This is a genomic window from Streptomyces kanasensis (assembly GCF_043077165.1).
Lineage (GTDB): Bacteria > Actinomycetota > Actinomycetes > Streptomycetales > Streptomycetaceae > Streptomyces > Streptomyces changanensis.
In genome coordinates this window covers 244,755-264,434 of sequence record NZ_JBIBSF010000011.1, presented here as the reverse complement: position 1 = coordinate 264,434, position 19,680 = coordinate 244,755, and the positions used below count along the sequence as shown (strand labels likewise).

General features: G+C 71.2%; 14 protein-coding genes and 1 pseudogene. 5 read left to right on the top strand and 10 right to left on the bottom strand.

Annotated elements, in window-relative coordinates; translation table 11 throughout:
• Positions 1–620 precede the first annotated feature (620 nt).
• A complete protein-coding gene (locus ACF053_RS26085; RefSeq protein ID WP_391956204.1) occupies positions 621–1,007 on the top strand; it encodes a cytochrome P450 in 387 nt (128 codons plus the stop codon).
• Between the two features lie 103 nt (positions 1,008–1,110).
• Here ACF053_RS26085 and ACF053_RS26080 read toward each other — a convergent pair whose 3' ends face one another.
• A complete protein-coding gene (locus tag ACF053_RS26080) occupies positions 1,111–1,635 on the bottom strand; it encodes a hypothetical protein (RefSeq protein ID WP_391956203.1) in 525 nt (174 codons plus the stop codon).
• Between the two features lie 566 nt (positions 1,636–2,201).
• Here ACF053_RS26080 and ACF053_RS26075 point away from each other — a divergent pair.
• From ACF053_RS26075 to ACF053_RS26065, 3 genes and pseudogenes are all read left to right on the top strand, one after another.
• Complete coding sequence (locus ACF053_RS26075) at positions 2,202–2,522, top strand: hypothetical protein (protein WP_391956202.1); 321 nt, start codon at positions 2,202–2,204, stop codon at positions 2,520–2,522.
• A 110-nt stretch (positions 2,523–2,632) separates the two neighbouring features.
• Positions 2,633–3,106: a hypothetical protein gene (locus tag ACF053_RS26070; RefSeq protein ID WP_391956201.1), complete on the top strand. Its 474-nt coding sequence runs from the start codon at positions 2,633–2,635 to the stop codon at positions 3,104–3,106.
• 443 nt (positions 3,107–3,549) lie between these two features.
• Positions 3,550–3,908: pseudogene (locus ACF053_RS26065) on the top strand (DEAD/DEAH box helicase); the annotation flags it as partial.
• Positions 3,909–4,177: 269 nt separating this feature from the next.
• Here the strand turns inward: ACF053_RS26065 and ACF053_RS26060 are convergent.
• From ACF053_RS26060 to ACF053_RS26035, 6 genes are all read right to left on the bottom strand, one after another.
• Positions 4,178–4,750 carry a GNAT family N-acetyltransferase gene (locus ACF053_RS26060; RefSeq protein WP_391956200.1) on the bottom strand — a complete coding sequence of 191 codons (573 nt, stop codon included), beginning with the start codon at positions 4,748–4,750 and terminating at the stop codon, positions 4,178–4,180.
• Positions 4,751–6,524: 1,774 nt separating this feature from the next.
• Positions 6,525–7,742, bottom strand: a complete 1,218-nt coding sequence (locus ACF053_RS26055) for a glycosyltransferase (protein ID WP_391956199.1) — start codon at positions 7,740–7,742, stop codon at positions 6,525–6,527.
• A gap of 92 nt (positions 7,743–7,834) precedes the next feature.
• Complete coding sequence (locus ACF053_RS26050; RefSeq protein WP_391956198.1) at positions 7,835–8,635, bottom strand: VOC family protein; 801 nt, start codon at positions 8,633–8,635, stop codon at positions 7,835–7,837.
• Positions 8,632–9,204, bottom strand: a complete 573-nt coding sequence (locus tag ACF053_RS26045; RefSeq protein WP_391956197.1) for a dihydrofolate reductase family protein — start codon at positions 9,202–9,204, stop codon at positions 8,632–8,634. The genes ACF053_RS26050 and ACF053_RS26045 overlap by 4 nt, the downstream gene beginning before the upstream one ends.
• 142 nt (positions 9,205–9,346) lie before the next feature.
• Positions 9,347–10,348, bottom strand: a complete 1,002-nt coding sequence (locus ACF053_RS26040) for a GNAT family N-acetyltransferase (RefSeq protein ID WP_391956196.1) — start codon at positions 10,346–10,348, stop codon at positions 9,347–9,349.
• A gap of 90 nt (positions 10,349–10,438) precedes the next feature.
• Positions 10,439–10,987, bottom strand: a complete 549-nt coding sequence (locus ACF053_RS26035) for a carboxymuconolactone decarboxylase family protein (protein ID WP_391956195.1) — start codon at positions 10,985–10,987, stop codon at positions 10,439–10,441.
• Positions 10,988–11,067: 80 nt separating this feature from the next.
• Here ACF053_RS26035 and ACF053_RS26030 point away from each other — a divergent pair, with 80 nt between their 5' ends.
• Complete coding sequence (locus tag ACF053_RS26030; RefSeq protein WP_391956194.1) at positions 11,068–14,037, top strand: AfsR/SARP family transcriptional regulator; 2,970 nt, start codon at positions 11,068–11,070, stop codon at positions 14,035–14,037.
• A 535-nt stretch (positions 14,038–14,572) separates the two neighbouring features.
• On the opposite strand, the gene ACF053_RS26025 is transcribed toward ACF053_RS26030, so the two are convergent.
• The 3 genes from ACF053_RS26025 to ACF053_RS26015 form a co-directional block, all read right to left on the bottom strand.
• Positions 14,573–15,913, bottom strand: a complete 1,341-nt coding sequence (locus tag ACF053_RS26025) for a phospholipase D-like domain-containing protein (protein WP_391956193.1) — start codon at positions 15,911–15,913, stop codon at positions 14,573–14,575.
• A gap of 770 nt (positions 15,914–16,683) precedes the next feature.
• Positions 16,684–17,493 carry a hypothetical protein gene (locus ACF053_RS26020; RefSeq protein ID WP_391956192.1) on the bottom strand — a complete coding sequence of 270 codons (810 nt, stop codon included), beginning with the start codon at positions 17,491–17,493 and terminating at the stop codon, positions 16,684–16,686.
• An 876-nt stretch (positions 17,494–18,369) separates the two neighbouring features.
• A complete protein-coding gene (locus ACF053_RS26015; protein WP_391956191.1) occupies positions 18,370–19,107 on the bottom strand; it encodes an alpha/beta fold hydrolase in 738 nt (245 codons plus the stop codon).
• Positions 19,108–19,680: the final 573 nt, after the last annotated feature.

Here is a 19,680-nt window from a genome sequence, read left to right as displayed (position 1 = left end):
GGACGTGCTGCTGTGGGACGGCACCTGCGGGACGGTCGGCTGATGTGTCCGTCATACCGTGCGGTCCTGGCGCCGTGGGGACATGGCAGGCCCCGGCAAGTCCGGGGTGATCCGGGAGCCCGACTTTTCCTGCGGCCAGCCGTACGCGTTGCTCGGGTTGCAAGGTCACGCATGTGCTTCTGGCAGAGGTGCCCTGGCCGCGGCGGGCGGATGCGGCTGTGGTGATCGGGGCCGGGCTGGAGACAGCCGCTCTGGGCATGGGGCACCGCCAGGTCGCCGCCTGTCTGGGCTTCGCCGAGGGCACGGTCCGTGGCTGGTTGCGGGCGTTCGCCGGACGGGCGGAGGACGTGCGCCGACGCTACCGCGACACTACGTCACCGCGCTGGTCGCCCTGCGGCGGACGACGCCCGGGGACGACCTGATCAGCACCATGGCCACCCCCCGGTCACGAGGACGACGACGAGCCATCGAGTGACGACGAACTGGCCGTACTGGCGCTGACGCTCATCCTCAGGGGGAACGACACAGCCACCTGCCAGATCAGCAACATCGCCTACACCCCGCTCACCACCCCGGCACCCCGTGCCCTGCTGCAGCGCCATCCCGAACGCCTGCCACGGGTGCTGGGCGAACTCCTGCGACACATCCCCTTCCGCAAGGGCGTCGGCATCCCGCGCATGGCCCTGCCAGACGTGGACCCGGAGGGAACACGCATCCGCGCGGGTCACTTCGTCCACGTCTCCTACCTGGCCGCCAACCGGGACCCGGCCGTCTTCCTCGACTCGGACGCCCTTGACTTCGACCGCGCGCCGCACCCCCATATGACGTTCGGCTGGGGCGGCCACCACTGCATCGCCACGGCCCCGGCACGCGCGGAACTGGAAACGGCGATCGGCGCCCTCCTCACCCGCTTCCCCCACCTGCGCCTCGCCGTACCCGACTCGGAGGTGCAATGGGACACGGAGACCATCCGACGCTTCCCCCTCCGGCTGCCCGTGAGCTGGTGAAGGGAGCGGCGGCCCCGTAGGCCCGGATCCCGCCGGCCTCGCCCGCGCGAAGTGTCCGGGCCGCCGCTGAGCCACCATCGGGGAAACGGCGTCTGCCCGCTCTCTACGACGCGCTGCAGGTGGCCTGCGCTGAGAACGCGAAAACGCTCGCGTTCGTCCCGTCCTGCCCCGAGGCGTCTGCCGGCGCCGGACCGGCGCCTATGAAGACCATCCAGTCGCCCGACGTCACATGGGTCTGCACACCCTCGTTCGAGGCATCCACGGCGTCGGAGCCCCCGAACGTCCATCCCCGTTGCTGCAGTCGGTTGACTGCGGCGAGTAGCTCACGCCTGCCCAGGACGGTGGGGGACACCCCCGAGCCGTCGATGGAGCACGCTTCGAGGCGCTCCTCCGAGCGTTTGACGATGCGCGGCTCCCCGCCCAGATCCCGGGTGGCGAACACAAGGTCACTCAGTACCTCGGCTCGGCCCTTCCCCACCGCCGAGGACGGAGCCGCCGAGACCGCGGCGGACGCCCCCGGCCGCTGCGGTGCGGAAGCGGACGGCGCTCCCGTGTCGCTCGCGCAGCCTGCAAGAAACAGCGACGCCGTCACAGCGCAGATCCCCGCTGTGGTCTTGAGCCTGTCCACGTCCCACCCCGGTGATGTTCAGCCGGCACCGCACGCCATGCTGGAGGCGCGATTCTGCCATGACCGAAGCCGTCCGCCTCATCGAGTGCCTGGGGATCTCGGAGGCGCCGTCACGGCGGGTGCGGCAAAGGCTTTCCCCCGTCACTCGGTCGATCCTGGAGTGACGTACACGCGCCTTGGATGCCGTTCGGGAGCCGGAGCCGCGGGTACCGCTCGGGGTGCGGGCCTACAGGTCGGCGCGGCCGTCACCGGTGAGGTCGCCCGCGCCGGCCAGGGCGATGCAGGCGTCTCACCCGGTGCCGAGGCCGGTGCGGTCGGCGACGCGGTGGCCCCGGCCGTCGCCGCGGTACGGGTACAGCGTGCCGCCCGCACCGAGGAGGTCGGCCTGGCCGTCACCGGGGCCGGTCAGGCCGTTGAACGAGTCCCAGCCGCCACCCAGCGAGTACGGGTCGTTGCGGTAACCGTCGTTGTAGAGGTGCCCCTGGTGGTCACGCGCGTCGTTCGAGGCGGCGGTGTCCGATCAACGAGCAGTGCGGGCGAGAGGTGCTGGCATCTACGCTCGGGGTGTGGACTGTGACGAGGAGGCGGCGCATCTGGAGTGGTGGGCCGATCAATCGACGTGCCTGGCTCGGGTCCCGGTCCGAGTGATCGCCACCCCCAGCACAGGTGAGTGGCGGGCCGTGGTCTTGCCGCCGTTCGACGACGTCGCCCGCCAAAACCTTGAAGGGCTTCTCGACGTGGACGCCTGCTTCACTCTTCGCTTTGGCGCCTCAGCCATCGAAGTGCAGGTGGAGCACTACGACCGGGGCGACCGCCTTCGGCTGGCCGCCATCCCCGGCTCTGTGATCACGGAGCATCCAGACAACCAGCGTGGGTGGAGCGGCTGACGCCCCGCGGCGTACTCGTCGACAAGGCCACGCCCGGGAAGCCCGACTGGGGCGGCACACGTGACCGCTATACTGAACGCGTTCAAATCGGGTGGGGGGTGGAGGGTGACATGGCCCCGAAGGTGTACCGCGCCGCGGCACTGGCGGCTTTGCTGGCATGGTCATCGGTCGCCTGCACCGCGGGTGGCGATACGGCGTCGATCGACCAAGCGAGACTGGTCGGCCCGTGGACGAACGAGGCCGGAGCGCGCCTCGTGTTCGAAGCTGACCGGCGCGCGACCGGCACCGAGCTGGGCAGCGCCCTCCCGGGAAGCTTCTCCTGTCCCGATTCGCTCAGCGGGACGTGGAGCTTCTACAGCGCCCCGACAGATGAGGGCTTCAGCGCTGCTGACGCCTCGCTGACCAGTGGCGACACCGTCAACATCAGCACCACCAGCATGGAAGACCACTGCTCGCTGTCAGCAGTCGTTCGACGGGACGAGCACGGCTACAACCTCTGCCTCGTGGTCGACCCGGATTCTGATTGCTCGTTCAACGATGAACTCCTTCGCCCCGCTGGCCCGGAGCCGGAGCAAAGTCAGTAGCACCACCCGCTGGCAGACAGCGCACGCGCGGCCGGGGTGGCGGCCGCCGCCGGGTCCGCACCGCGACAGGGCCATCACCGCTCCCACCCCCCTCTGGGTGGGAGCCCCGTCCTCCGGCACCTTGCGCACCGGCCTCCCGGAGGTCTGCCCCGAGTGCTGGAGGCGGTCACGGACCCGTCCTGATCAGCCTGGACATCGACGGCCAGGTGGTGTCCTGAAAAGCCGTGCAGCGACGTCCAGGACCAGACCGTGACTGTGCCGGATACCGGGGGTCCGCCCACGTCCGGCTCCTGGCTGGGCGCCGACCGGCTCGTGAGCAGTAGCCCAATGGGCCGTGGAGCACACGGGTCGGGCACGTCGGTGCCCCCGTCCAGAGGGGCACGGGCGGGCTGACGAGGCAGCCAGGTACACGCTGCACCACATACCAGCGACTCCGGCCGGCTTACGCCGTCCCCTACGGCGTCGAGGTCGACGTGAGGGTCACGAAGGATTTCCCGTTTGGCCGATGATTCATGAGCAGAGGAAGGCGCCCGCGGGCCGGGGAGCTGGAGTCGCGGCGCAAGATGCTGCTGGACGCCCCGGAGGCCGGGATGGTGCGGAGCCGGGTGAAGAGGCGTGGGAGAACAAACTCGCCGCGCTCCGGTCCTGCCGACGGGCCACAGGGCGCCTCGCGCCGCGGCAGGAAGCAGTGTGGGGCGAGGGCGAGGCGATGATGCCGATCGGGCAGTACATGGCCAACCTGCGCCGAAAGGGCGGTCTGGGCAAGGACCTGGAGCGCGCGGCGCCACTGGCCGCGGTCGATGAGGTGGCCTTGTTCACCGGCTTCGACAGCCGTTGTTCAGTCTTCGGGAGACATCCCGGCCGCGGCCTGTCCGATGTTCACGAGAAGCGACAGCACCCGCGCACGCCGATGAGAATGCTGCCGCTCACGGGGGACTCTACGAGCCGCCGGATGCTCCAGCGGTGCGGATGGTCGGGATCGGTGGGGCGAGCGAAGACGTTGAGCTCGTCGGAGCCTCCCACGGTGACCTCGGTGGGGGTTGCGGACCGAAAGGCAGGCCGGACTCGGTCCTAGCAGCCGGCGGTCGGCGTGGCCGTCGGGTGCCACTCGCGGCGGAGGAGGCCGAAGACCCAGGAGTCGGAGACGTCGCCGTTGACGACGCAGTCCTCGCGGAGGGTCCCTTCGCGGACGAAGCCGAGCTTCTCCAGGACCCGGGCCGACGCCACGTTGCGGGTGTCGGTCTCGGCTTGGACGCGGTTCAGGTCCAGGGTGTCGAACGCCCACCGCAGGACGGCGTGCGCGGTCTCCGTGGCGTAGCCGTGGCCCCACGCGGCGGCGTCGAAGACGTAGCCCAGGGACGCGCTGCGGAAGTCCGAGTTCCAGTTGGTCAGGCCGCACCAGCCGACGAACGCGCCGTCGGAGACACGGTCGACGGCCATCCGCGCTCCCGTGCCTTCCTCCTCGATCGTCCGGCAGGTCGCGATGAAGCGCTGTGCGCGGGCCGGTTCGGTCCACGGCGGGGAGTCCCAGTAGCGCAGCACGTGGGCGCTGCTGTGCAGCGCGTAGAGCGGCGCCGCGTCGGCGTCGGTGAACGGCCGCAGTCGCAGGCGGGCGGTGTGCAGCTCGGGGGTGGGCAAGGTCATGCGGAGCATCCTGCCGCGTCACGCTCGCCCCCCACCATCCGTTTGTCCGGACGGTCGGGGGCGCGTACGTCCCCGGTGACGGCGAACGCGCCGCATGGGCAGTGAGTCCGAGTAGCGTGCCGGCACGGCGAGCAAACGGCCGCCGTACTGGCGCACCCTCGGGACGCCGACCAGCCTCGTCCTGTACCGGACCCCGGACGGGTGGAGAGACGCCCTCCACTTCACCGGGCCGGCCGCAACGGGCCAACAGGTCAGGTGCGCGTGGACCCCTGTCCTCCGTGGCACAGGCCGGATCCCGCCCGCACACCGCATCAGAGCCCACGTGCCGACGTGGCGGCAGCAGCCGCTCCCCCTCAGCCTCTGCCGGGCGGTTCGGTCGCCCTACGGCCCGCATCCGTGACGGGGGTACGGCGACCGGCCTCCTGCACACGGTGATCCCGACGACCGGACGCCCGCCGCACCCGGCATCGTCACCACAGCCAGGCGCCTGAGTGCCGCACCCGGGACAGAGCACGCGCTTCGCGGCGAGCTGCTACGTTGCCGATCCGGTGCTGCCGGGATCGCGACCGGGCAGCCCCCGGCAGAGGCAGAAACCCGGCACGGCTCGAAGCGGCGGCCGGCCGGCGGCGCGCGGGCTGCAACGGAACGGCGGCCCGAGGACTGGAGCGACGGCGCGGCCCCGAAGGTCGACGGGCCAGGCACGATGGTGTGCGTGTACCAACAGCCGAGCCGAAGCCCGGGCAGCGGGGGGCGGCCGTGGACGGTGCCGAAACAGCGGACAGCGCAGCGGCATGGGCGGCGCGCCGTCGGGAAGCGGCGGCGGGGCGCCGGGGCCACGGCCACACGACGGCAGCACGGCGCCCCCGTAGGGGGGCGTGGAAGCGGACCCCGTCGGTCCCGGCCTACAACGCCGGCGGGGCTCCAGGGATCGGCAACTCGGCGACACGCGGCCACGGCACGGCGGAGCGGGGTACCGACGGCAAGCGACCGCGGCCAGACCCGGGCTGGCCACGGCTCGCCTGGTCTGCCCGGACGAGGCACCGCTGGTGCGCACCTTCCTGGACTGCGTGCTGGACAAGCGGGACGGGCCGCCACGCCTACCAGAGCCATCTGGGCCTTCCACTGCTGGAGGGACTGACAACCCCGCCCCGGCCCCACGTTTCCCCGGCACGAACGTAGGGCGGCTCGTGCCGGGGCGGTGTGGGCGGGCAGGTTCCGGCCGGTGGGTGGTCACCGTGTGGTGGTCACCGGCCGGTACCAGTCAGACGGCCGGGCCATGGGGCAGGCGTCGCCCTGCGCGAGATCCGGGATCCGGTTCTTTCCCGGACTGCTGTGATCTTGGCGAGCGGCTTTCGGTCGGCCCAGCAGGGTGGGTCGTACCGGAGGAGGCCGGTGCCGCGGGGAGGCCCCGGGTGGCGGCCGCCACACCGGCTCGGGACGCGGTGGCGGCCAGCGGTCGGCAGCACGAGTGCGGCTCAGCACGACGGCACCGGCGGCAAGCGGCGCCAGAAAGCCGGCCGCCCGGCGCCGACGAGAAGGGGCGCGCGGGCGCCGACGCCGGCCGGCAGTTCCGCGAACTCCTCGTCCGGCGGTGCGCACACGCGGATCCCCTCGCCGACGTACCGTAACTGCGCCGCGAGTCCGGCAAGCGGCGCGATGTCGCCGTGTGATCAGTAGGTCATCGACAGCACACGCATGACCTCTCTCTTCTGCGGGTGCCGGCCTGGCCGGCGAGGGTCCGGGGCCCGGTCCTCCGGGCCCCGTCTCGGATTGCTCAGCGGGCGGCGTCGAGGAGCAGTCTCGCGGCCACCATCGCCCCGTCGGTGCGGACCGTGCCGGCCACGGCCTTCGCCCGAGCGGCGGTTTCGGGGTCCAGGGCCGTCTTGAGGGCGGCCGTCAGGGACTCGTAGGTCGGTACCGGGCCGTCGTGGGCCACGCCGATGCCCAGTTCGGCCACGCGGGCGGCCCAGTACGGCTGGTCCGCCAACTGGGGTACCACCACCTGCGGTGTGCCGGCCCGGGCGGCAGTGGTCGTGGTGCCCGCGCCGCCGTGGTGTACGACGGCCGCGACCCGGGGGAACAGGGACTGGTGGTTGACCTCGCCGACGGCGAAGCAGTCGTCCCGGTCGTCGACGAGGCCCAGTTCCGCCCAGCCACGTCCGACGAGGACCCGGCGGCTCTGGGATCGGACCGCCTCGACGGCCACCCGGGCCGCCTCCTCGCCCGCCCGCACGGCCATGCTGCCGAACCCCACGTACACGGGCGGCGTGCCGGCGTCCAGGAACGCCTCCACGTCGGAGGGCAGCGGGCGTTCGTCGGGGAGCACCCACGCACCGGTCTGTACGACGTCGAGGTCCGGCGTCTCCGGCCACGGGTCCAGCACCGGGTCGGTCGCCAGCCACGGCCGGTCACCGAAGGCGTAGTGGCGGACGCTGTCCACCGGGGGCAGGCCGATCGTCGCGCGGTTGGTGTTGAGCGCCTCACGGAACAGCGCGTTGATGCTCAGGGCGTCCAGGTCCCACAGCGCCCGGTTGTCGGTCACCTCCGGCGGAAACGGGCGCCCCGGGTATGCCAGTGGCGGGCGCTGCGGTGAGGGCAGGGTCAGCTGCTGGAAGGTCACCGACACGTGGCCGATGCCCAGCTTCTCGGCCACCGACCGCGCCCCGGCGATAGCCGGCATGGCGCCCGTCGCCACCAGCACGTCGCATCCCTCGGCCACCGCGGGTATCACCGCGAACTGACTGGCTATCAGATCCGCCGCGCGCTGCGGCAGGTTGGTCTTCGACGGCGGTGGCGCCCCGGTCATCAGCGCGCGTGCCGACGGGCCGACGCCCACGACCGACACCCCGACCCCGGCCAGCCGCTCCGCGAAGACCTCGTCCGGCGGCGCACACACCCGCACCTCCGCGCCGAGCTCCCGCAACCGCACCGCGAGCCCCACCAGCGGTTCGACGTCGCCACGCGACCCATACGTCGACAACAGCACACGCACTTCTTGAATCTCCTGTTTCGTGGTCTTCTGACCCGGCCGATCGTTCTGAGGTACGGCCCGGGTAGCGGATGGTGTTACCTGTGCTTCTTGAGTTACCGAGCCCAGGGCAGTTCACGGGTGCCCTCGGTGCCGGGAACGGAGGCGACCCCGTCGGAACGCATCGAGACGTGGGCCTCGGCACGTTCCCGGGCGTGGATCCGGCGGAGGCGGTCGGCCGGAAGGATCAGGGTCTGGCCGGCCGCGACCTTCTCCGTGCGACCGCCGCACGTCACCTCCAGCGCGCCCGCGGTGACCGTCCAGACCTGCTCACGGCTGATGGAGTGCTCGGGGCCGGTGGCGCCGGCGTCCATGACGACCGTCCAGGTGCTGAGTTCCGTGCTGCCGCGGCCGGGGGACGCCAGACCGGTCATGGTCGCGTTCGGGGAGACGGTGACGTGGTCGGCGGAGGGCGTGATCACGATCCCGGCGGCGCTCTCGTCGTTGTCGGCCGGATCGGCCGGACCAGCGGCGTCGGCGGGGGCCGCCCATTCGACGAGCTGGACGACGACACCGTTCGGGTCGGTCATCTGCAGCAGTCGCTCACCCCACGGTTTCTCGCGCAGCGGCATGGTGATGGGGGCACCCGCCCCGCGCAGCCGGGCCTCCTCCGCCGCGAGGTCGGTGACCGTGAGGGCCAGGATCAGGCCGGCCGCCCGCTGGTCGCGCTGCTCGGGCGGGAGGACGTCCGTGCCTCCGCGGAGGAGGACGACGTGGACGGCGGCGTCACCGCGGGTCAGGGACACGAAGCCGTCGTCGGCCATGGCCACCTCGTAGCCGAGGTAGGTGCACAGGAACTCGCGGGAGGCGTTCACGTCGGCGACGGTCAGGGAGAGGGTGGAGGAGGAGACGTTCATGACGGGTCCTTCGTGAAGTGGGTGATGGTGAGGCCGGAGCCGAAGGCGCGCGTGCCGGCCGGGGCGAAGCGCGTCGGGTTGTACGGGCCGTCGAACAGGGGGGTGCCGGAGCCGAGGACGATGGGGTGCCGCTTGATGATCAGTTCGTCGATCTCGTCGCGCAGGACGGCCGCCAGCTTGCCGCCTCCGCACAACCAGATGCCCATGCCATCCTGCTGCTTGAGCTCACGGACGAGCGCGACCGGGTCGTCGGTGACGGTCACCGCCGGATCGGGGCTGGTGAGCGTGCGGGAGACGACGTACTGCTTCAGGTGGGCGTACGGGCTGGTCCACCCCAGCTTCAGACCCGGGGCATAGGTCGCGCGACCCATGATGACGGTGTCGAAGCGCTCGGCGGCGCGATCGGCGATGCCCAGCGGCTCGCGTGCGGCTGCGGGCACCGTCTCGGGGAAGTCGGCCAGGACCGCGGCGGCTTCCTCACCCTCGAAGGGGAAGAAGTCGTACTGGTCGTCGGGGCCGGCGATGTAGCCGTCCAGGGTGGCGGCGACGTAGTAGGTCAGCTTGCGCATGGACTGGCTCGATTCTTCGAGAGGGGGACGGGCCGGGGTGCGGATCTCGTCGTCGTGGTTCGGGCGGCATGGCCTTGCCGAATGACCCGACCTTTGATGATCATGCCTCAATGATCTTGCTGTAGGGATCTCGTCGTACGGATCAGCCGGTCGGCACGTCGAGCTGGAGTTCGCGGGTGCGCCGGTAGGGGCGGAAGCCCAGGGCGCGGTTGACCGCGAGCATGTGGGCGTTGTCCTCGGCGTTGTCCGTCTCGATCTCGACGACGTCGGGATGTTCGGCGCGCAGCCGGCACACCATGGCGGCCTTGACCCACCGGCCCAGCCCGTGGCCGCGGTGTGCGGGCACGACGGCGGTGTCGTACTGCTGGGCGCGAGGCCCGGAGCCCTGAGGGAGAAGGATCTCGGTGTAGCCGGCGATGGTGCCGTCGTCGTGGACGGCGGCGATGGTCAGCAGGGTGTCGCCGCGGTCGGCGACCACCGTGGCCATGGTGCGGACGCGGTCGGCGTCCCACGCCACGCCGCCGTAGTCCAGGTCGCCGACGGGCATGTCGTTCATCGCGTTCTTGGCCTCGGCGAAGGCGTCGGCGAGGTCGTCGGGGACTGTTCCGGTCCAGCCGGTCAGACGGTAACCGGGGTGCTCCGCGTCGGCGGTCCGCAGCAGGTCGGCCACGGCCGGCTCGTCGAGGCGCAGGACGAGGTGATCCAGCGTGAGCGCCCGGCGAAAGCCGTGGCGTTCGCCGAACTCCTCGCCCGGGCTGCCGGCCGCGGCCGCGGCGATCAGGCTGCGCCGGTTCTCGGTGCGGCAGGCCGCGACGACCGCCGACAGCAGGAGGGAGCCGGTTCCCCGGCGGCGGTGTGCGGGGTCGACGTGCAGTTCCAGTTCGGCCAGGTGCTCCTGGCCCGGGGAGGTGAATACCCGCAGGCCGGCGATTCCGACCGGAGTGCCATCCGCACCGGTGGCCAGCCAGGCCAGCCGTCGGCTGCCCAGTGCGGGGCCGGTGAGCTGGGCGTGGATCTGTCCGGGGTCGGGGGTCGGTACTCCGGGCAGGTCGTGGGCGGTAGAGGCGGTGACGACCCGATGCCAGGCGGCGGCTTCGGCGGGCGTGACGCGCTGGAGCGGACGGACACGTACTGAGATGGACAAGGTGATGGCCTTCGTGGTCGAGTGCTGGAAGGGTGGGTGTGACCCGGTTCAGGTGATGCGGCTGTCTGACCGCGTGATCGCCTTCGCGTTCTATCCGTCGGTGTGGCGCACGAGCGGCCAGTCGACGTCGATGCGGGCGGCCGTGGCGAGGTAGGTGGTGAACACGTTGAGAGCGACGTGGGCGACGACCTCGACGATCTGCCCGTCGGACAGGCCGGCGCGCTGGGCCGCGGCCAGGTGCTCGTCGGTGACGGCTCCGCGGTTGCGGACGATCACGGCGGCCAGATCCAGGACGGCGGCGTCCCACGGGTCGTCGGCCTTGCCATGGCGCGCGCGGGTGGCCTCGTCCGTACCCAGCCCGGCCACTTTGGTTCCGCGGAACATGTGCACCGACAGGCAGTAGTCGGACCCGTTCTCCTGCGCCACGAGCAGCGCGATGCTCTCGCGCACGTGCGCCGGCAGGGTTCCCCGCGTACTCAGGGCGCCGACGACGCCCAGGTACCCCTTCAGCACGGCCGGGCTGTTGGCCATCACTCGGGCCAGGTTGGGGACGATTCCCAGCTCCTGGTGAGTGGCGGTGAACAGGGCTGCGGTCTCACCAGTCGCGCTCTCGGGTTCGACGGTGTGGAGTGAATGCATGCCGGTAACCCTGACGGTTGATCTTGATACATTCCCGATGCTTCTTCGATGCACGCGATGACGACCCCTGGAGTGACGGCATGCGGTTCACGATCCTCGGCCCGGTGGAGGCCGTGGCTCCCGGTTCCGACGTGCCCGCCCTGGCGCCCCGCCATCGCGCGGTGCTCGCCTATCTGCTGCTGCACGCCGGGGTCGCGATCAGTACGGATCGTCTGATCGACGCAATGTGGGGGCCGCTGCCGCCGGATTCCGCCCGCGCGCAGATCCAGACCACGATCGCCGCGATTCGACGGATGCTGCGCGCCGCGGACGCCGACCGGATGCTGACCACACGCCCGGCCGGGTACGTGATCACCCCGGAGCCAGGACGACTCGACCTGGACGAGTTCACCAGCCTGACCGCCAAGTCACCGGCCGACTCCGACGACCCGGGGCGTGCCGCGGACCGGATACGTGCCGCGCTGGCGCTGTGGCGGGGAGAGCCGCTGGCCGGCATCACCGCCCACTACGTCGAGAGTGCCAGAGTACGTCTGAACGGGCAGATGCTGACCGCCGTCGAGCGCCTGGCCGAACTGGAACTCGCCCGGGGGCGGCACGAGGACCTCATCGACGAACTGTCCGTCCACGCGGCGGCCAACCCCTTGCGGGAGCGGCTGTGCTGCCGGCTGATGCTCGCCCTGCACCGCGCCGGACGCCAGACGGACGCGCTGCACGTGGCGAGGACCTTCCGGGAGACCCTGGCCGACCAGCAGGGACTGGACCCGGGCCACGCGTTCAACAAGCTCGAACAGGACATCCTGCGGGACGCCCCCGACCTGCGGCCGCCGGTCACCGCTCCGGCGAAGCCGCAGGGAGTCAGCTTCCTGCCGTACGACGTCCCGGACTTCACCGGACGCGAGGACGAGTTCGACGCGCTGATCCGCCTGTGGTCCGGCAACAACGCCGGCGTCGTGACGATTTCGGCGATCGACGGGATGGCCGGGGTCGGCAAGACGACGCTCGCCGTCCACCTGGGACACCGCCTCGCGGACCGGTTCCCGGACGGACAGCTCTTCGTCGACCTGCAGGCGCACACCGCCGGTCAGGCGCCGCTCGACGCCGGTGCGGCGCTCGGCGCCTTGCTCGGCCAACTCGGTGTGCCCGCCCAGCACATACCCGCCTCGACCGCCGACCGCGCCGCCCTGTGGCGGTCCGAACTCTCCGGCCGCCGCGTGCTGGCCGTACTCGACAACGCCTTCGGCGCCGACCAGGTCCGCCCATTGCTGCCCGGGGTCTCCAGCACCCTGGTCCTGGTCACCAGCCGCCGACGGCTGACCGACCTGGACGGTGCGCACGCGCTGTCCCTGGACGTGCTGCCCGCCGCGGACGCCGTGGAGCTGTTCACGGCGATCGTCGGCGAGCGGGCGGCCGCCGAACCCCTGGCCGTCCTCGATGTCCTGCAGCTGTGCGGATTCCTGCCGCTGGCCGTCCGCATCGCCGCCGCCCGCCTGCACCATCGCCCCCGCTGGACCGTCGCGTACCTGGCGGACCGGCTCCGCGATCAGCGCCGCAGACTCTCCGAGCTGGTTACGTCGGAGCGGGGGGTGGCAGCGGCGTTCACCCTGTCGTACGAACAGCTGACCCCGGACCAGCAGCGCATGTTCCGGCTCCTGGGGCTCCAGCCGGGCCGAGACATCAGCCCCGAGGCGGCAGCCGCGCTGGCCGACCTCCCGCTCGACGACGCCGAGACGCTCCTGGAAGACCTGCTGGACGCGCACGTCCTGACCCAGCACCAGCTCGGCCGCTACACCTTCCACGACCTGTTGCGGGAACACGCCCTCGCCACCGCCGCCGCCGAGGAGTCTCCCGACGCCCAGCGCGAGGCCCTCGGCCGGCTGTTCCACCACTATCTCCACACCGCCGGCACGGCCGTCGACCACCTCTACCCCGAGGGGAAGAACCGCAGACCGCGCGTTCCCGCCCCGGACTTCCCGACCTCGCCCCCACGGGACGAGCCCGAGGCGCTCAGCTGGCTGGACACCGAACGGGCGAACCTCATGGCGTCCGGCCAGTACGCGGCCGAACACGACTGGCTGTCCCACACGAGCCAATTGACCGCCACCTTGCACCGCTACCTGCTGGGTCACGCCCACCAGGTCGACGCACTGACCCTCAACGACCTGGCACTGCAAGCCGCCCGCCGCAGCGGCGACACAGCCGCCGAAGCCCGGACGCTCATCGACCGCGGCCAGGTGCACTTCTGGTGGCACGGCGCCTACGAGCAGGCGGCCGAGCACTACCGGCACGCCCTGGACCTCGCGCGCGGGATCGGCGACCGGAGCACAGCGGCCGACGCACTGCATGCCCTCGCCGCCGTCTCCACGCGGCGACGGGAATACGACCAGGCCCACGACCACGGCACGCAGGCCCTCCTGCTCTTCCGCGAGCTCGGGGACCATAGTGGCGAAGCCAGATGCCTGACCTACCTCGGCATCATCGACGAACGCCAGGGACGGTACGAGGCCGCCCACGAGAACCACCGGCACGCACTGCAGGTACACCGCGCGACGGGATCCCGCATCGGCGAGACCGTCGTGCTGAACAACATCGGGCTGGTGTACCAACGGCAAGGCCGCTACGACGAGGCCCGACGCCATCACCACCAGGCCCTGGAGCTGAGCCGCAGGTTCGACTTCCCCGGAGACGAGGCCGAGTCGCTCAACGCCCTCGCGGAAGCCGCCCGGTCCATGGGCGAGCTCGACCGGGCCGCGGCCGAACACGACTCCGCGCTGGCCCTCGCCCGCGAGTCCGGCTACCGCCCCGAGCAGGCCCGCGCCCATGACGGTCTGGCGCACGTCCAACGCGACCTCGGTCGCTTCGACCTCGCCCGCGACCACGCCCGCCGGGCGCTCGACCTCTACACCGCCCTCGCCGTACCCGAGGCCGACGAGATCCACGCCTTTCTCACCGGGCTCCCGCCGACCGCGAACGAACCCGAACCGCCGGAGGGATCCGCGGCCGACCAGCCGTCTCGGACGCCATCAACCAGCGACTCGACCGGACGTTCCTGATCCATGAACGGCACACACCGTACGGGATGACCCCGACGCGCGGCCACGGACGCCACCCGAAGCCGCGTCGGGACGCCTTGCTCGAAAGGGCTCCGCGCCTCAACGACCGTTTCCGCGGCGCAGACACGAGCCGCCACACCTACAAGGGGTGCACGGCAACACGCCGCGCACCCGTGCGACCCGTGCGACCCGTCCCTGGCGGACTGGACGCCGTCCAGGCCCGCCGTGCCCTCCCCGGCCCGACACGGTCGCGGACGGGCAGCAGGACCCGCGGCAGAGACAGAAACCCGGCACGGCCGACAAGCGACGACAGGCCCGCGGCACGCGGCCGGCAGCGGATCAACCGGTCCGAAGACACGCTGGAGCGTCGAGGAGTGCTTCCAGGCAGCCAAGGCAGGTCGGCCTCGACCACCACCAGGTCCGCGACTGAACCTCATGGCAGGCGGGAGAGACCACCCCACCGAGATCGGACCCAACGGCGTCTCATGTCCAACCAGCGCGACGGGCAACCCGGCGGACCATCCCGGTCACAGCACTAGAAGACACCGCCGTACTGGGACTCCGCCAGGGCGGCGGCGCGCTGGTCGCGGAAGTTCGTCACGTAAGCGTCGTGCATCTCGGGGCCGACGTACTTCAGGAGCGCCTCGTCGTTGGCGGTGAGCGCCAGGCCGGTGTACGGGTGGCTGCCCGTGAAGACCAGCTTCTGGTCCTTCGCGCCCTTGTACGAGCCCTCGATCAGCAGGTACTTGGTGTGGGTGGCCGTGCCGGACACCTCGGGCTCGGCGGGGTTCGTCACGTCGTCGTTCTGCAGGCGGTGGAGGGAGATCTTCCCCTTCGCGGTCGACCGCGTCAGCCAGTACGCCGTCTCGCGGTGCGTGCCGACGGCCGAGTAGTCGGAGAGCTTGCCGTAGACGACGTCGACGTAGCAGCCCGCGTCGGCGAGCTTCCACAGCTTCTCCGCCACGGCCGGCCGCGAGATGTGACCGTTGGCGATGCGGATGACGGTGCGGCCGTCCGCCGTGCCGTGGCCGGGGGTGTTCCCGTAGCAGACCGGAGCGGCGGTCCCGTCGGCGTTCGGCACGCGGGTCTCGACCATGCTCAGGATGTTCTCGACGACGTCGGTCGAGGAGCGCGGGAAGAAGTAGCCCTTGGCCTGCCCGGCCTCCACGTCGATCGCCAGGTCGCTCACCGTCTTCGACCCGTCCGGCTGAGCCTGCGAAGCGGCCATCAGGTCGAAGTAGCGGACGTAGCCGGCGTGCAGGGCGGCGTTGTCGGTGACGGTCATCGCGTCGTTCCAGCCGGACTCGCGGTCCCACGTGGTGAGGTTGCCGGAGGACTGCACCACGATGTTCTCGACCACCGCGCCCGTGGTCGGCGAGCCGCTGCCGGTGGAGCGGGAGAACAGGAAGAACTTGTTGTGGTTCACTCCGCTCGTCCCCGCGGCCAGGCACGGTCGGCCCGCCGCGCACACCCGGAACCACGACGTCTGACCGGGCACGGACTGCGCGGCGAAGGCGGCCTGGAGCTTGTCCCGGACCGTCTTCCCCGCCGTGCCCATCCACTCCGCGGTGATGCTCGTGTCGTCGACGAGTACCTGCACGTTCACGTTCCGCTGGTGCGCCTTCACGAGCTGGTCGGCGAGCCAGGACGACCCGAACGCGTACAGGGATATGCGGATGGTCGACCCATGGGGGGCGCCGTTGACGAGGCGACCGAGGTGGCTGAGGATCGCGCCCTGCTCAGCGGTCGTGCCGGTCGGCTTGTTGAAGACGACGCCGGTCTTCACGTACGTCTCGTCCTGCGCGGTGGCGGCCGGCGCACCGGTCATGAGGAGGCCCACGGTGAGGAGGGTGGTGAGGAACCTGTTCTTGATCACGGCCGCCACCATACTGCCGGGCGTGCGGGACGCCGCGACGCGACGAGTTCCCCAAGGATCCACAGGAACGCACCACCGGTGCCCATGTCGTTTCGACGGCGAGGCCTACGAACGCCGCAGCGTAGTGGAACGGTGCTTCATCCGCCTCAAACCGTGGCGCGGCATCGCACCCGCCATGCGATCCAGCACCACCACGGTCTCCTGCCTGGACCGGAGAAAACCGGAACTGTCTGAAAGGCGATCAAACGAAGCACTCCCGAACGGCTTGTCGAGCACGGCGGTTGCGCTACCGGAAGCCGCGTTACGCGCCACGGACTCGCCAGCAGGGGCAAAGCGTCCGGACCGATGCCATCAGCACGAGGAGCGGCTGCCCCTACGGCCAGACGACGACTGGCCGTCGAGAACCAGGCTGTACGGCAGCTGCGCCACCCCGGTGACGGATCGGGGAAACAACACCGGTCACGCTCCCCCGGGACTGCAGGAGCACCGGCGCCCCGGCCGGGCCGGGTGAACAGCAGGCACCCGTAGCCGTCGAACCGGGCCTCGAACGCGAGCGCGCCGGGCAGGACCCCGCGCGCGGCCTTCACGGCACTCGCGGGAGCTGGTGGTCGCTCCTGAAGGGCCTTTGGGCGACCTGTGTGCGTCGGAAGAACCCCTGCGTGCCCGGTCGGGATACGGACTTCATTCCGAACGATCAGTTGGGCCGCTCGCCACGCCGCTCGCCACGCCGCGCGGCGCGTCAGCTGCGAGCGGGGGGCGCCGAAGCCGCATCAGGCGCGCAGGGTGACGCCGAAACGGGTCCTCATCCGCCGCAGTTCCCACAACGAAACGGCCGTTACCGACAGCGGTCCCCCCAGCATGGAGCAGAACTGGACGAGGGGCGGGCCCCCCGGCATGCCGTCGCCGATCAGGTTGAAGGCCGCGAACACCCACACCAGCGCCAAGGTGAGGACGGGCGGCAGCATCGGGTGGACCTGGGCGCTGTTGAAGGCACTTCGAGCCGAGTACAGCGACGCCAGGAAGAAGAAGGGGAAACCCCACACGATGACGAGGAGCGCGGCGACGGCCACTACGTATTCCCACCAGCTCTTCCCGTCGCGGTCGTCGATCTGGGCCGCAAGACCGAGGATCCCGCCGATGACGACCAACGTCAGCACGTACCAGCCGACCGCCTTGAGCGGAGCGCGCAGCCGGGAGCGCAGATGCGGTCGCAGGTGCGGGGGCGCGTAGTAGATGAATCCGACGATGACCAAAGGGCCGGCGACGAGCAGCACGAACGGAGCGACGATGAGATTGGCGACGCCGCCCCAGGCCGCGGCCTCCAAGCGCTTCCAGTCCACGTTGTAGGCGAGGACCAGGGCGATGGTGGCGGCAGCACCGAGCACCGTGCGGGCCAGCTGGACGCGGTCCGCGACGCGGTCCATGATCCGGCCTTCACCCTCCTGCGCGAAGAGCCGGGTGGCGACGCGGTGCGCGGAGCGCAGGATCGCGGAGACCAGCCCGAAGAGTGAGACGTACGACAGGCAGCCGCGGGAACGCCGGACGGGGGGCCGCGTGGGCTGGGAACCGTAGGGGTACACCGGCCGGTTGGGGTCCGGATTCGGTGGTGGTGGACCATACGGGCCGCCCTGCGGTGGTCCGTGGGGAGCGCCCCGGCCGCCCAGGTCCCCCGGTCCGTTGCCGGCAGCTTGACCGGGACCGTTGCCCGGCCCCCATCCCCCCGTAGCCATGCCACTCCCCTTCATCCCGGCCACATGCCGTGGACGTCCTGTGATGCCCCGGCGCAGTGTAGTGACACGACCCCGACAGAGGCCGCGCTCGTTGGCGGTCGCACCACATAGGCGAACCGCCCGCCGCCGGCGTCGACGCGTGCGCACTGGGGCCCGTACCCGCCCCACGCCGCGTGCGGAGCGGACGCGGCCGGCCTGGAACCGGTTCAGGGCGGAGGCGAGGTTCGCGGTCTCACCATGCGGTCCGCTTCGAGCACCGCCAGGGTGCGGTTCAGGCAGTTCACCGGCAGGGACCGAAGCGACCCGACTTTCGGCACGGTGCGTCGAGGTTTGACAGAATGACCGGCGCTCGCCCGGAGACGGATGTGCCGATCGTCAGCCACGTCGGCGTGGCCGCCCACCCGTGGCGCCTTGGCCGTGCGGCTGCCCGACGGCCAAGGCGCGCTGAGCGGCGCGCTCGCCGCGGCCCCGCTCGAAGATCCGGCACCCCGTCGCTGTCCGCGGGGGCACGACCGGACTCGCCGAAGAGATCGCCGTCTCCACCTGCTGGAACCCACCCTCGGCGAGCAGATCACCGCGTGCGCCCTGGGCGGTCCTGCCCATGCCAGGGGGGACTCCAGGAGACGGAACGCCCCACTGCCTGGCTGATCGTTTGCTACGGGCGCACGGCCAACTGGTTCGTCACGTTCTCCCTCGCCGCCACGCTCCCCTCGTGGAAGCAGCTCGTCACGTGCCGTTCTTGCGCAGGAAGGTCTCAAGCCTTTCGGTGGAGCCTGGTGCTGCGGCGACGAAGTGACCGGCGCCCGGATGCACGCTGCGCTCGCCGCTGAGCGCATCGGCGAGCGCGTCGCAGATCCTCTCGAACGCGGCCGCGTGGCCTCCGGACATGACGAGCACGGAGATGCCGGCGTCACGGATCACGTCGAGCTGTGGGCGCGCCTCGCTGGTCGGTCGGCCACCGTGCGCCCGCCTGACGCCGGTCACCACGTTCTCGGGGAGAGGACCGTCGCCGATGGGCGCACCCGCGAGTCGGAGGAACTCGCGCAGTGGGGTCGGTGCGGTATCCATCCCGTGGGCGAGGACCGTGTCGCCGAGGCGCTCAAGCCGTGCCACCTCGGGATCGTCAGGGACAAGGTAGTTGAGCGGCGGCTCGATCAGCGTGAGTGAGCGCACGCTGCCCGGCGCGGCAGCGGCTGCGATCAATGTCCCCAGGGCGCCGTAGGAGTGGGCGACAACATGCGGGCGGGCGTCGAGCAGCGGTGCCAGGTCCAGGGCGTCCACCGCGAAGTCCTGACGCTCCTGCGGTGGCGGGCTCGGCGGATAGCCACGGCGGTAGACGTAGGCCAGCGTCCACCGGTCGGCCAGTGGAGCGACCGGGCCCCACGTCGTCCGCGGGCCCGCACCGCCATGCACGAACAGGACCTCCGGCCCAGAGCCATCACGTATCACCACGATCTCGCTCACGAGGCGACCCTAGCAGCGCACGGGTGAGCCACGGTTCCGCACTGGCCGACGAGCGGGCGGCCCCGACCCGGCCGAAAGTCAGCTCGGGTACGCCTGCGGACCGCGAGACGCTGACTTCGACATCCACGCTGGTCAGGGCGCTGTGCGGGCTGAGATCAGCAGCCTCGAGGAGGACGCGTGCCGCAGGACGTGGAGTTCGACGTCCCCTGCCTTCCTGGACCACCCCCGAGCTGGCCGCCGCCCGCGAGCGGCACCTTGCATGGGCGCGGCACATGGGGCTGGTGTGTGGCGGGGAGGCTGAGCGGCGGTACCGGTTCGCGCAGGCGGCTGACGTGGCCGCGTACTCGTATCCCGACGCGGCAGGTACGGACCTTGATCTGGCCTTCGACGTGTACGGCTGGTTCTTCCTCTTCGACGACCAGTTCGACGTCCCGCTCGGTGAGGTGCCGCCGGCGGTGGTGGTGGGTGAGGAGCTGATCGACCTGCTGCGCTTGGCGCCGGGCACGGCGCCCTTCTCGTCTTCCCCGCTGGCCGACGCGTTCGCGTCGGCGTTTGCCCGACGTGGTCGAAGCC

Excerpts from the sequence above, each read along its gene's own strand:
- ACF053_RS26035 (WP_391956195.1), bottom strand. The coding sequence starts at position 10,987 with ATGCATTCACTCCACACCGTCGAACCCGAGAGCGCGACTGGTGAGACC.
- ACF053_RS26070 (WP_391956201.1), top strand. The coding sequence starts at position 2,633 with ATGGCCCCGAAGGTGTACCGCGCCGCGGCACTGGCGGCTTTGCTGGCA.
- ACF053_RS26030 (WP_391956194.1), top strand. The coding sequence starts at position 11,068 with ATGCGGTTCACGATCCTCGGCCCGGTGGAGGCCGTGGCTCCCGGTTCC.
- ACF053_RS26050 (WP_391956198.1), bottom strand. The coding sequence starts at position 8,635 with ATGAACGTCTCCTCCTCCACCCTCTCCCTGACCGTCGCCGACGTGAAC.
- ACF053_RS26045 (WP_391956197.1), bottom strand. The coding sequence starts at position 9,204 with ATGCGCAAGCTGACCTACTACGTCGCCGCCACCCTGGACGGCTACATC.
- ACF053_RS26060 (WP_391956200.1), bottom strand. The coding sequence starts at position 4,750 with ATGACCTTGCCCACCCCCGAGCTGCACACCGCCCGCCTGCGACTGCGG.